Source organism: Streptomyces sp. NPDC058663 (assembly GCF_042716745.1).
In the GTDB taxonomy this organism is placed as follows: domain Bacteria; phylum Actinomycetota; class Actinomycetes; order Streptomycetales; family Streptomycetaceae; genus Streptomyces.
This window is the reverse complement of record NZ_JBHXRV010000012.1, coordinates 36799-49815: the sequence shown is the minus strand read 5'-3', so window position 1 is coordinate 49815 and position 13017 is coordinate 36799. Positions and strand designations below refer to the sequence as shown.

The 13017-nt window shown below is 72.0% G+C and carries 10 protein-coding genes; 3 read left to right on the top strand and 7 right to left on the bottom strand.

The features are described from left to right. Positions 1-311: 311 nt before the first annotated feature. From ACFWVV_RS11425 to ACFWVV_RS11410, 4 genes are all read right to left on the bottom strand, one after another. Complete coding sequence (locus tag ACFWVV_RS11425) at positions 312-4499, bottom strand: alpha-(1->3)-arabinofuranosyltransferase family protein (protein WP_384346677.1); 4188 nt, start codon at positions 4497-4499, stop codon at positions 312-314. Further along, positions 4496-5248 carry a class I SAM-dependent methyltransferase gene (locus ACFWVV_RS11420; protein ID WP_384346679.1) on the bottom strand — a complete coding sequence of 251 codons (753 nt, stop codon included), beginning with the start codon at positions 5246-5248 and terminating at the stop codon, positions 4496-4498. Before ACFWVV_RS11420 ends, ACFWVV_RS11425 begins: the two co-directional genes overlap by 4 nt. After that, entirely contained in the window at positions 5245-6528 is a 1284-nt protein-coding gene (locus ACFWVV_RS11415) for a glycosyltransferase family 4 protein (protein ID WP_384346682.1), read from the bottom strand. Before ACFWVV_RS11415 ends, ACFWVV_RS11420 begins: the two co-directional genes overlap by 4 nt. A gap of 198 nt (positions 6529-6726) precedes the next feature. Beyond that, positions 6727-7671 (bottom strand): DUF3068 domain-containing protein, encoded by a 945-nt coding sequence (locus ACFWVV_RS11410; RefSeq protein WP_384346685.1) that lies wholly within the window; start codon positions 7669-7671, stop codon positions 6727-6729. Positions 7672-7944: 273 nt separating this feature from the next. Here ACFWVV_RS11410 and ACFWVV_RS11405 point away from each other — a divergent pair, with 273 nt between their 5' ends. Further along, entirely contained in the window at positions 7945-8097 is a 153-nt protein-coding gene (locus ACFWVV_RS11405) for a hypothetical protein (RefSeq protein ID WP_384346688.1), read from the top strand. 152 nt (positions 8098-8249) lie between these two features. Next, positions 8250-9485 (top strand): helix-turn-helix domain-containing protein, encoded by a 1236-nt coding sequence (locus tag ACFWVV_RS11400; protein ID WP_384346822.1) that lies wholly within the window; start codon positions 8250-8252, stop codon positions 9483-9485. Positions 9486-9560: 75 nt separating this feature from the next. Here ACFWVV_RS11400 and aceB read toward each other — a convergent pair whose 3' ends face one another. The 3 genes from aceB to ACFWVV_RS11385 all read right to left on the bottom strand — a co-directional run bounded on the left by aceB (position 9561) and on the right by ACFWVV_RS11385 (position 12333). Then, on the bottom strand, positions 9561-11186 hold the full coding sequence (aceB, locus tag ACFWVV_RS11395; protein WP_384346691.1) for a malate synthase A: 1626 nt from the start codon (positions 11184-11186) through the stop codon (positions 9561-9563). Positions 11187-11412: 226 nt separating this feature from the next. Next, complete coding sequence (locus ACFWVV_RS11390) at positions 11413-12063, bottom strand: NTP transferase domain-containing protein (RefSeq protein WP_384346694.1); 651 nt, start codon at positions 12061-12063, stop codon at positions 11413-11415. 84 nt (positions 12064-12147) lie between these two features. Next, positions 12148-12333 carry a hypothetical protein gene (locus tag ACFWVV_RS11385; RefSeq protein WP_384346697.1) on the bottom strand — a complete coding sequence of 62 codons (186 nt, stop codon included), beginning with the start codon at positions 12331-12333 and terminating at the stop codon, positions 12148-12150. 306 nt (positions 12334-12639) lie between these two features. Between ACFWVV_RS11385 and ACFWVV_RS11380 the strand changes: the two genes are divergently transcribed. Continuing rightward, positions 12640-12996, top strand: a complete 357-nt coding sequence (locus tag ACFWVV_RS11380) for a DUF5955 family protein (protein ID WP_384346700.1) — start codon at positions 12640-12642, stop codon at positions 12994-12996. Positions 12997-13017 lie beyond the last annotated feature (21 nt).

Genomic DNA, 13017 nt, shown 5'->3' with positions numbered 1-13017 from the left:
CCGGACCTGTGCGACGTGTGTGTCCGCCGCGGGGTGCGGGGCCCGCAGGGGCCCTGGCGGGGCGACCCCCGGGGCTGCCCGGTTGCGGTGTGTGTCCGCCGCGGGCGCGACCCCGTCCCGGGTGAGGCGTGCACCCGCCTCGACCCCGTCCCGGGTGAGGCGTGCACCCGCCTCGGGCGCGACCCGGGCCGGTGAGCCGTACGCGGCCGCCGGGGGCCTGCCCCGGGCCGGGGCCACCACGGGCGCGGCCCGCCCCCGCCCGTGGCATGGTGCGCCACGGGCGGGGGCGGGCTGTGGCCCGAGCGGTGGCCTCACGCACCATCCGGTGCACCCTCCTGTCCGCGCCTGCGCAAGCCGTCACCGATCGTGACCACCGCCGCGACCACGGCGGTCAGAGCCAGTGCCTGGGCGAGCGGGCCGAAGGCGCCCGTTTCCGCCGAGGCCGGCATTCCCGCACCCCACGCCGCCGCGATTCCCGCTCCCGCCATCGCGGCCAGCGCGATCGGTGGCAGCAGGGTGTGCCGGAAGTGGGCGACCGCCGCGAGTGCCGGGACCAGCAGGGCCAGCGGCCCGGCCACCAGCACCATGACCACGGTCAGTGCCGCCAGCCCCAGCACGGGGCCGGGTGCCGGTGCCTGCTGCGCGGCTCCGGTCTCCTCGGCGGGCGCCGGGTCCCGGCGGGACCAGACCACCAGCCCGATCAGGGCCAGCAGTGCCACCCCGCCCCCGATCAGCCCGCCCACGTACCAGCGGGCCGGTTCGAACTCCAGGCGGACCGTGCCGCCCTCGCCCTCGGGGACCAGCCACCCCTGCTGCCAGCCGTCCAGGCGGACCGGCGCGAGGTCCTTGCCGTTGAGGGTGGCCCGCCAGCCGGCGTTCTCGTTCTCGTACATCTGGAGGTACGAGGCCTTGCCCGCGCCCACCGTCGCCGTACGGTCGTCACCTGTCCAGTCGCCGAGCTTCAACTCCCGCACGGAGGGTTCGGGTGAGCTGCCGGTGGAGCCGTTCCTGCGCAGGGTGATGTCCGTGATGGCCAGCGGCCCGACGTCCCCGGCCTCCACCCGGTGGGTGCCCGGCGCGAGCTGTGCCGTGCCGTCGCTCTGTTCGCCCGCGCACAGGGCCACCTCGATCGGCCGGCGCTCCGTCAGGTCCCGGACGCTGCCGCGAGCGCTCGTCGCGTGCAGGGTGCCGTCGATGGACAGGATCGGTCCCCGCCCGCACGGCAGCGAGAAGGTCCGCTCCGGGCTCGGCTGCGGCACGCGGTAGTCCTCCAGCGCCGGGACGTACACCTCACTCAGACCGACCGGGAGCTGCAACTCCCCTTCAGCCACCGGGTTGTGAATGGTCAGCGGAGCCACCCTGGTGATGGTGATGTCGAGGCGGTCCGTGCGGATCGGCTCGAAACGGGCGAGGCCGTTCTGGTCCACCGAGGCCGTCGCCGCACCGTCCGGCGAGCTGATCTCGACCTGCTCGGGACGGGTGGACAGGCCGCCCGCCGCCGCGAACACGATCTCGCCCACGGCCCGCTTCTCGGGCCAGCGCAGGTGCAGCACGGACTTGTTGCCGGAGATCCACGAGGTGGTCAGGTCACCGTCGACCAGGTTGCGCGGAGTGAGCGAGGAGCCCAGCTTCGCCGTCGAGTCGGCCGTGGCCGTCAACTGCCTGCGCTGGTCCGGTGCCTGGCTGTAGAGCAACTGGTCGAGCGCGTCCCCGGGAACCGGCAGCGCCGTCGCCCGCAGCGAGTACGCGCCGTCCTGGCGGATGGTGAACTGGCGGTGCAGTCCCACCTCGGCCGACACCGGCGAGAGCCCGCCCGGGTCGCTGCCCCGGTGCATCGACACCACATCGGCGTCGCCGCTCCCGCCGTCCCTGCTGTCCCCGTCCTCCGGAAGTGCCAGCAGCTTCGTCACCTGCACACCGGGGATGTCCACCGCGGTGAAGCCGGCACCCATCAGCCCCGGCCGGCCCTGCTGGGCCTCCTCGATGGTCAGACGCAGCCAACTCGCATCCCCGGCAGGCGCCTTGACGCTCTGCGGCTGCCCGTTGGGCTGGAGCGGACTGGTCTCACTGCCCAGGTCGGTCTCCACCCGGACCACGGTCGGCGCGGCGCGCATCCCGTCGGACGGCAGCGGCGTCACCCGGATCGAGGACGGCACGCTGACGGGCCGCGTGAAGTCGACGCGCAGCCACTGCCCCGCCGGTTTCGCCGGACTGCCCTCGGCCCACGCCGTGTCGGGGTTGCCGTCGAAGGCGTTCACCGGGTCGTACTGCGGAAGGTGGAAGAGCCAGTTGCCGCTGCTGGAGGCCGTCACCGACTTGGCTCCCCTGAGCACCGCCGTCGTCTGGTGCCGCGCACCCTGCGTCGGCAGGATCTGGCGCGGCTCGCGCCCCGGATCCTGCACGCTGCCCGGGTGATTGCGCTCCGTGGCGGTGTACGTGTACGAGGTGTTGGTGTTGACGAGCCCGAAACGGGTGTCGGCGCGACGCAGCCCGTCGGTCACCGCCCGCAGCGAAGGAGTCTCCAGGCCGGGCGAGTTGTCCCCGGTGAGGACCGCCGCACGGTTGCGCATCACCGGGTCCGCCGAGAGCTGGAGCAGCGACTCGGGGCCGCCGCTCACCACGGCCGTGTCCGCGACCGGCTTCAGTCCGGCACGCCCCGGCTTCTGTGCCGTGGCCGGCGGCTCGTACACCTCGACCGCCTGCTGCCTCGGGTACAGGCCCTCGACCTGAACCGGCGTGTCGTCCGGAATCCGGCCGCCGGTGAGCACGGGGCCGAATCCGGTGATCCGCCGGAACCCCGAGAACTCCAGGGTCCGCTTCACGGTCTGCGGCGGTACGTAGCCGATCTGGTCGGGGTCGAGGTCGTTGCGCACCACGACGTAGTGCAGGCCCGCGCGGCCCAGGTAGTCGGCGAGGCCGGGGACTTCGCTGCCCGACATCAGGGCCTGCTCGACGGCGTCCAGGGCGCGCCGGTTGCCCGGTGTGCCGAAGGGAACGAAGTCCCTCTGCGCCCAGGGGGATTCGGCGAGCACGTCCAGCGGCTGGTCGATGGTCGAACCCCAGGTCTGGATGCCGTGCGCGGTCGCGGGGACGACCAGGGCGCGGTTGTCGGCGGAGTTCTTCTTCAGCCAGTCGGCCGTCTGCTCCCAGTGGCCGGGGAGCGCCTTGAACGCGCCGGGCTGCAGGATGCTGCCGTTGACGTACGGCAGGAGCAGGCCGGGCAGCACGACCAGGGCCGCGACGGCGGGAACGTACCTGCGCCCCGGCAGCCGCCTTGCGCCGCGCCGCTCGGTGGCCACGGACACCGCGTGTGCGAGACCCAGTACCAGGACCAGCGCCAGGCCCGACTGGAACTTGTAGATGTTGCGGAACGGCACCAGCCAGCCGTTCAGCCAGTCCTGCACGGTGCCGGGGAAGAGCGCGCCGAGCGAACCGCCGTACCCGGCAAGGGTGACGAGGACGACCGACACCACGACGAGCAGCAGCCAGCGGCGCTCGGGCGCATCGCGGCGGGCGAGACCCGCCAGACCGATCGCCGCCGCGCACGCCGAGCCGAGGACCGCGAGCACGGACGTGGCGACCGTCCAGCCGGCGGGCAGCCAGGCGTCACCGAAGTGCAGATAGGCGGTCCAGTTGCCTGCGCCGCGCAGCAGCTCGGTGGCGGACATGGTGGCGGTGGTGGTCTCGGCCTGCTCCACGTACGGCATGAAGTTCTCGCCGTGGATGCCCAGCATCAGCAGCGGCACCACCCACCACAGGGTGGCGAGCAGGACTCCGGGCACCCACCAGATGATCTGGGTGCGGCGCCGCGGCCCGGCCGGGCGGCTCAGCAGGTACAGGCCCACGGGCAGCAGCGCGGCCAGCGTGGACGCGGCGTTCACCCCGCCCATGAAGGGAATCAGCAGGGCCGAGCGGAGCGCCGAACTGCGTGCGCTGAAGCGCGGGTTGGCCAGAGGGAGCAGGACCCACGGGAGCAGGGCGCCGGGCAGGGCGGCCGCCGACGTCGAGCCGATGACGATCGTGTACGTCGGCCACAGCGCGTACGCGGCGGCGCCGAGCAGCCTGGCCGGCGACGAACCGACACCCAGCCGCTCCGCGAGCCGCAGCGCACCCCAGAACGCCGCGCTCACCACCAGCGACAGCCAGAGCCGCTCGGCCAGCCAGACCGGCAGCTGCACGAGGTCGGTGAGGGCGTAGTACGGAAGCATCGGGAAGGCATAGCCCACGTACTGGTCGAAGATCCCGCCGAAACCGGCCCGGGAATGCCACAGCTCACCGAGGTCCGCGATGAACTTGAACGGGTCGGCAGCCACCCCCAGTTTCGTCTCGAAGGTCATGCGCCCCGGCGCGACCGCCAGGAACGCGACCAGGACGGCGGCCCAGAACCCGAACAGCCAGCGGCGGGACCGGGGCCCGTCGTCGTCGCCCCGCCGGGGCCCGCCGGGTGGCGGCGCGGCGTGCGACGGTGGAAGGGGCGGAGCCGGGAGCGTACTGGTCATGGGCACCGCCGGAGGATGAGGAGGAGGTTCCAGGTGGTGAACTCGCGCAGCACCGGAATCCTGGGGGCAAGGGTGGGCAGCAGGGGCCAGTAGCGGGCCCGCGCCGACACCACGGAGACATCGTCGCGCGCCCTTACCTGGCGCAGCGTGGGACCTATGTGGACCCGGAACAGGTTCTCGCCGACCGTGTGCTTCGCGGGTCGGCCGGTCCGCCGCTCGTAGCGGCGGCGCCCCCGCTCGGCGCCCAGGTAGTGCCAGGGGGCCCACTCGTGGCCGCCCCACGGCGAGTACCAGTTGGTGAACGAGACGTAGATCAGCCCGCCGGGGCGGGTCACCCGCACCATCTCGCTCAGGAACGTCTGCGGATCGTCGACGTGTTCCAGGACGTTGGAGGAGAAGCACACATCGGCCACGCCGTCGGCCAGCGGCAGCAGATAGCCGTCCGCCACCACCGCGCCCTCGGGCGGTTTGCCGCCCTTGGCCGTCAGCTCCCTGGTGTCCGGTTCGAAGAGGTAGCACTCCGCCCCGCGCCGCCGGAACTCCTCGGCGAAATGACCACTGCCGCCGCCGATGTCGACGACCACCCGTCCTTCGAGGGGAACGTACCGCTGCACCTGGCCGACCGCGTCCCTGGCCAGCAGCGTGTAGCAGTGTTCGGGGTCGTGCTGCTCGCGCATGAAGGCACGGAAAAGGGCGGCCGAGCGGCGGAACGAAGGGTCCTTGAGGGTGGTGGGGCGAACGTTCTTCATCGCAGCGTGGCCGCCTCTGCGGTGCCGGGGGGCGAGACCGCGGACGCGGCCCTGGCCGGAGCGGGGTGTGCTCCGGAAGGCGCGGGACGAGGCGCCGGCGGCTTCGGGGTCCGGGCCGGGGACTGCGCGTGCCGGGACGCGGCCTCCGCCGCGACGGCACGGAACTGGCCGACGGTACTGGACCACCGGTAGGACTCCGCACGGGCGGCGGCCGCCCGTCCCATCGCCTCGCGGCGCTCCCTGTGGAGCGTGAGCGCGCACCAGGCGGCGGCGAACGAGCTCTCGCCGCGCGCCAGCACCCCGGTCACGCCGTCCTCGATGGAGTCCCGCAGCCCGGGGACGTCGAAGCCGATCGACGGGGTGGCCCGGGTCGCCGCCTCGGTGACCACCAGACCCCATCCCTCGACGGCCGAGGGGTGCAGCAACAGCCAGGAAGCGCACAGCAGTTGGTGCTTCTCGGCCTCCGAGACGTACCCCTTGAAGATCACGTCGGGGCCGGCCATGGCCTCCAGCCGCTCCCGTTCGGGACCGTCGCCGACGATGACCAGCTTGCCGCCGGTCACCGGGCGCACCCGCTCCCACAGCCGCAGCAGCAGATCGATGCGCTTGTACTCGACGAGCCTGCCCATCGCGAGGAAGACCGGTTCGGCCGCGCGCGGGGTCTGCACGCCGGGTTCCTCGACCCCGTTGTGCACGACCCTGATCCGCTCGCGGTCCACTCCGAGCGCGCCGAGCGCGTTCGCGGTGGACGCCGAGACGGCGACCAGGAGGTTGTCGCGCTGGGCCGCGGACAGCGCCCAGTGTTCGAGGCGGCGGCCGAGGGCAGCCGCGGGGCCGGGGAAGCGCATGCCCCACAGCTCGGTGTGGACGTGGTTGACCAGACAGAGGGTGGGGCCCCGGTGCCACAGCGGAGTCAGATAGGGCAGCCCGTTGCAGACCTCGACCAGCAGGTCGCAGCCGCCGACCTGCCGGTTGAAGGCGCTCGGGGCGCGCAGGAAGTGCCCGAGGTCACCGCCTGCCGAGACGACCCGGTAGTTGCGGTACGCGGCCGGGCCGCCGCACAGCAGGGTCACCTGGTGGCCGAGCGTGGTGAGCCCGTCGGCCAGCCGGTCGATCAGCAGCTCCGAACCGCCGGCGGCCGGGTTGTCCAGGTCACGGCGGGACAGGAAGACGATTCTGCGCGGGTGCGAGGGGGGTTCGTGGGTCTGCGTGGTGTCCGGCGGCCGGGGCGACCGGAGGGGTTTCGCCGCGTGCAGGGTGGGGGGTACGTGCTGGGGCATCCGAGCTCCAACTCGTGTCGAGGGTTCGAGGGTGCAGTGCCTGGAGGAACGTCTGAGTGCAGGAACGGTGTGTGCGGTGGGGTGGGTAGGTAGTTTTCGCCACACCGTTCGACGCGGCTACTCACCTGGGTGACAATTTCGGCACTGAATGCCACCGATTCCTCATCACAATGTGAAGTGCGTCAGCGAGTCGCCCGATTACGGTGCTGTCCGCCGGCCCCGTACGACGAAGACGAGCCCGGTCGCCGCAAGGACGAATCCGGCCGCTCCGCCGCCCATCGGCAGGGTCTGCCCGACCAGCCGCAGCTTGTCGCTGTCGGCCCCGGCCAGAGCCACCTGCGCCCGCTGGGTGTTCTCGGAGAACTCCATCCGGCGGCTGTCCAGCAGCACCATGGAGTCCTTCTTCGAGCCCGGTGCACGCACGGTCTTGCGGGGGCCGATCGCCGCGTTCACGATGCGCCCGGTGCGCCGGTCGACCACCAGCTCGATGCCGTGGTTGGCGTACCACTCCTCGCCCAGCACCTGACCGCGCTCCGGCAGACCCACGAAGCGCCCCGGCACCATCCGGGTGCCGGTCTTGGTGGCCGGAACGGAGCCGGTGAACAGGTAGCCCTCGTACCCCTGGATCTTCTTCGTGCCGGCGAAGCGGAGGGTGACGGTGGAGCCGAGAGTGCCGTCCCACCAGCGGTACGAGCGCTTCTGGACGTCGAAGGGGAACTTCAGGTAGGCCTCGCCGTCAAAGGTGGGCGTCTCCTTGCAGCAGTGCACGGGCTCGTTGGTGCGCCGGTCGGTGACCCAGCGCTCCAGCGTCCACTGCAGGGAGTTGGAGGTGTCGGCCGCGGGCAGGGTCTCCTCGGTGTCGATCGACGTCGACACGTCCCACACGGCGCGGCCACTGCGCTCACTGTCAGCGACGTCGCCGCGGACCTGCCGGGTGATCGTCAGCGGCTTGTCCGAGACGGTCTTGATCTTCTTGGTGTCGAAGTAGCTGCCGGTGCCGGTGAACACCGTCGTGGTGTCGATGTCTATCGGGGTGCTCTTGGCGCGTGGGCTGACGTACCAGGCCAGCAGGGGTGCGAGCACGAGCAGGAACACGCCGGTGCCGAGCAGGACAAGCGACAGGGGAGAGGCAGTGCGACGCATACGGGCGCTCCAGGGGAACCGGTCGGAGAAGAGGGGTGAGGGTCGCGCGTCGGGTGGTGCGGAAGTGACCCGGAGGCCCGGCGGGGCGCCACGGAGAGTGACGCCGGTGCCTCAGGAGGTGACGCGGAGAGTAACGCGGAGGCGGGAAACGTGCACGGTGCGTATGGGCCGGGAACCGTAGGCGTGCTCTTGACTTGCTGTCAATCTACTGATGACACTGTGGGCCTGCTGTCAGGCTGCCGGTGGGGACCAGCGTCAGAGAGGCCACCCGCCATGCCCAGACTTATCGCCGCGCTACTGACTTCGCTCGCTGCCGCCGCACTCGCGGTGGGCGCGGCGTTCGGCATCGTAGCCCTGCTGAACGCCACCCCGGAGCAGCCCAATGTGCCCCTGATCAGCTATGAGACGGCGACACCACGCAAATGACCGCAAGCGAACTTTCCCCCTCGGTGGCGGGCGACGGAGTGGCGGGTGATGAGGTGGCCGGAGGCGGAGTGACCGGTGTGCCCGGCGGCGGAGCGGTGACCGGCCGGGACCCCGGAGACAGCGCCGCGGGCACCGCGGGGCCCGGCGACGGCATGCCGGAGCCCTCGGCCTGGGCGGACGTACCGCGCCTGCAGATACGCCAGTTCGCCGACCGGGCACTGGCCGAAGTGCCCTCGCTCGCCCAGCAGATCCTCGACGAGATCTGCCGCGAGCACCCCAGGATGCCGCTGCTCGTCGACGAGCACGGCGACCTGATGGCCCTGGTCGGAATCCGCCGCGCCCTGGAGGACTTCGTCCGGCACCTGGCCCGCGGCGACGGCACCAGGCCCCACCTCCACCTGGAGGTCTTCCAGGAATTCGGCCGCGGCGAGGGCATGCACGGCCGCTCCCTCAACTCGCTCCAGGCCGTCTACCGGCTCGGGGTGCGCCTCGCCTGGCGGCGGCTGGCCGAGATCGGACAGCAGGTGAGCATCCCGCCGCCCGCGATGTACGAACTCGCGGAGGCGGGCTTCGCCTTCCTGGACGGCCTCGTCGACGAGTCGGTGCGCGGCTTCGCCGAGGCCGCGGCCCGCCAGGCAGGCGAACGTCTGCGACTGCAAAGGAAGCTGGCCCAGGCGATCCTGCGCGAACGCAAAGCCAGGGACGAGGGCGAGGCGGCCGCCTCGCTGGCCGAGTTCGCCACCCACGCGGCGCGGATCGGCTGGACGCTGCCGGAGCGGGTCGCGGTGGGCGTGCTGCTGCGCCCTTCGCGCGAGAGCGTGGCACCGGCGGTCGGGGAGGAGGTGCTGCTCGACATGGAGTGCGAGCAGCCCCTGATGGTGGTGCCCGACCCTTCGCTGCCGGGCCGCCCCGAGCAGCTGCGGCGCGCGACCACGGGCTGGACCGGGGCGATCGGCCCCACCGTCCCGCTGGCCGAGGCGGCGAAGTCGCTGCGGTGGGCGTCGGCCGCGGTCGGCCTGATGGAACGGGGCCTGCTGCCGGCGGGCGGGCTGCTGCACTGCACGGAATACACGGAGGCCCTGGTCCTGCTGCCTCCGGAGGAACTGATCGGCGACCTGACGGCCCGCTGCCTGGCCCCGCTGGCGCACTGCGGCCCCACCCAGGGCCGCAGGCTGGCGGAGACGCTGCTGGCGTGGCTGGAGACACGCGGCGGGGCGCCGGAAGTGGCGGCCCGGCTCGGGGTGCACCCGCAGACCGTGCGGTACCGCATGCGGCAGATCCGTGAGCTGTGGGGCGAGGAAGTGGACGACCCGGACCGCCGCTTCGAGCTGGAACTGGTGCTGCGCGCCCAGCGGCTGCGCGGAGAACTGGCGGAACCGGTCCGCTGAGCCGGGTCCGCGGCGGCAGGCCGCGCTGTTCCCCTTGGCCCCCGGGATGTCCACCCCGGGGGCCAAGGGGACGGATCAGCCGGCCAGCTGCTCGTACGCGGGGAGCGTCAGGAAGTCCGCGTAGTCCGCGTCGAGGGACACCTTCAGGAGCAGGTCGTGGGCCTGCTGCCACTTCCCGGCCGCGAAGGCCTCCTCGCCGATCTCGGCACGGATCTTCGCCAGCTCCTCGGCCGCCACCTTCCGCGCCAGCTCGGCCGTGGCCTTCTGGCCGTCCTCGAAGACGACCCCCGCGTTGATCCACTGCCAGATCTGCGAGCGGGAGATCTCCGCGGTGGCGGCGTCCTCCATGAGGTTGAAGATGGCGACCGCGCCCAGGCCCCGCAGCCACGCCTCGATGTACCGGGTGCCGACCTGGACGGCCGAGACCAGGCCCTCGTACGTGGGCTTCGCGTCGAGCGAGTCGATGGCGATCAGGTCGCCGGCCGCGACCGAGACGTCCTCGCGCAGCCGGTCCTTCTGGTTCGGCTTCTCGCCGAGGACCGCGTCGAAGGAGGCCATCGCGATCGGCACCAGGTCCGGGTGCGCCACCCACGAGCCGTCGAAGCCGTCACCCGCCTCACGGTCCTTGTCCGCCTTGACCTTTTCAAAGGCGACCTTGTTGACCTCCGCGTCACGGCGCGAGGGGATGAAGGCGGCCATGCCGCCGATCGCGTGCGCGCCGCGCTTGTGGCACGTACGCACCAGCAGCTCGGTGTAGGCCCGCATGAAGGGCGCCGTCATCGTCACCGCGTTGCGGTCCGGCAGGACGAACTTCGCACCGCCGTCGCGGAAGTTCTTCACGATCGAGAAGAGGTAGTCCCAGCGGCCCGCGTTCAGGCCGGCGGCGTGCTCGCGGAGCTCGTAGAGGATCTCCTCCATCTCGTACGCGGCGGTGATCGTCTCGATCAGCACGGTCGCGCGGACGGTGCCCTGCGGAATGCCGACGTAGTCCTGGGCGAAGACGAAGATCTCGTTCCAGAGGCGCGCCTCCAGGTGGGACTCGGTCTTCGGCAGATAGAAGTACGGGCCCTTGCCGAGCTCGATCAGCCGCTTGGCGTTGTGGAAGAAGTACAGACCGAAGTCGACCAGCGCACCCGGCACGGCGGTGCCGTCCGCGTCGCGCAGGTGGCGCTCCTCCAGGTGCCAGCCGCGCGGCCGCATGACGACCGTCGCCAGCTCGGAGCTGTCCTTGAGGGCGTAAGACTTGCCGGACCCCGGGTCCGTGAAGTCGATGTTGCGGGTATACGCGTCGATCAGGTTGCGCTGGCCGAGGACCACGTTCTCCCAGGTGGGAGCCGAGGCGTCCTCGAAGTCGGCGAGCCAGACCCTCGCGCCCGAGTTCAGGGCGTTGATGGTCATCTTGCGGTCGGTCGGACCGGTGATCTCCACCCGGCGGTCGTTCAGCGCCGCCGGGGCGGGAGCGACCTGCCAGGAGTCGTCCTCACGGATCGCGGCCGTCTCGGGGAGGAAATCCAGTGAGGAGGTACGGGCGATCTCGGCGCGCCGCTCACCGCGACGGGCCAGCAGCTCGTTGCGGCGGGGGGTGAACCGCTGGTGGAGCTCGGCCACGAACGCGAGGGCCTCTTCGCTGAGGACCTCGTCCTGCCGGGGCAGGGGCTCGGCATCGACAATGGCCAGCGGGGACGGCGCTGGTGCGGACATGAGCTGTCACTCCTTCGCGGGCGGTGCCTCCGCGTCCGCCGGGCAGCGTCGCACGGCACGGAGTGCCGAGGGTGCCGAGGTACGGGCGCAGGCGCCGTCTGATGTGGTTCGGTCGGTCAGGCGCTTCTGATCAGTGGATATTAGTTTCCTCATGGTGGAAGTTCAATGGTTTGTTGATGTCGAGATTCTTCGGGTCGACAGATCGTGTCCCTGAGTGCCGCGCCGCTCACTTCGCGTGTCCGGAGTCCCGGTCGGCACCGTGGGGATGCGCGGGGCCCGCCAGGAGTGCGAGGTCCTCGGGCAGATCGATGTCGTACGCCTGCGCCACGTCGCCGCATTCGACGAGCGTGATCTCGTCGGCGTGCTCCTTCAGGTAGTCGCGCGCCCCGCGGTCGCCCCCGGCGGTCCGTGCGACGTCCGCCCACCGGTCCGCCCCGAACAGCACCGGGTGCCCGCGTTTTCCGTCGTACGAGGCCGCCGCCAGCCCCGTCCCCGCCGCCCCGAGCACCCGGGCGACAGCCGCTACCCCGATTCCCGGCTGGTCCACGAGCGAGACCAGCACACTCCCGTACCCGCCGTCGGAGACAAGGGAGTTGAGGCCGACGCGCAGGGAGGTGCCCATGCCGTCGGCCCAGTCCGGGTTCTCCAGCAGGACGCAGTCCGCCAGCCGCGCCCTCTCGCGCACCTCCTGCGACGCCGCGCCCAGCACGACGTACACCCGCGCGCAGCCGCCCTTGCGCAGCACCCGTACCGCGTGCTCGACCAGCGGCCGGCCGCGGTGTTCGAGCAGCGCCTTCGGGCGGCCGCCCAGCCGGCGGCCACCTCCCGCGGCAAGCAGCAGGCCTACGGTGTCCGGGGTGCTCGATGTGGGTGACATGGTCCCTGGATACCTCGGAAACGGTCGCGGGAACGACACCGCCGAGGGCGAGTCGCGAGAGCCGGCCGCCGCACGCAGGGGCAGTCAGTCCTGGAACGAGCCGTCGGTGCGCCGCTGATGACGGCGCATCACATGGCCGCACTGCGGGCAGTTCCGCAGGAAAATCGGCTTGATCAGCCAGGAGAGCGTGACCACGTACAGCACGTTGCGTCCCGCCCGCCCCAGCAGGCTCTTGGTGCATGTCCCGCAGTCGCGGCAGCCGTTCGCCATGACCACTCCCTCCACGGTGCGGCGCACTGCTGTGCGCGCTCTGCCGCCACCGTAGATCCGCCCAGGCCGGCGGGGGTGTGCGGCGGTCCTGCCGTGCCCGTACCGGGGCAGGACCGCATCAGTGATGTGACGGGCCGGCGCTCAACCTCCGGGGCTGAATCACGGTCCGTACGGTAGCGCTCACGCGGCGGGAGCGTTAACGTGCCCGACGCCCGGGATCGTTCGGCAAGAATCGGCCGGGACCGGCGCTGGGTGTGCGGGCGTGCGAAGGGGAGAGCTTTGTTGCGAAGCGTGGAGGAGCGGTGCGTGAGAAGGACCGGTGACGACCCCCGGGTGGCGGAACTGCATGCGGTCGTCGCCCGACTCCGCCGCGAACTGGCCGCGCTCCCGGCCCAGTTGTCGGACCGGGCGATCGCCGAGGACGAGCTCGCCGAACTGGCGGCGATGGTGCTGGGCGGCGCCCCCGACGTGCTGCGGCTGCGCCGGTCGCTGTTACTCATCGCCGGGGCGATCGGTTCGGTGAGCGCCCTGGCACCCTCCGTCGGACAGGTCCGGGCGGCCGTCGACCGCTTCGACGACGGCCTCGCGTCCCGTTTCGACGACGGCCTTGCCCCCCGTTTCGACGACGGCATCCCCGCCCAGCGCGACCCGGACCGCCCCTAGGGCCGGTCCGCCGGATCGGCC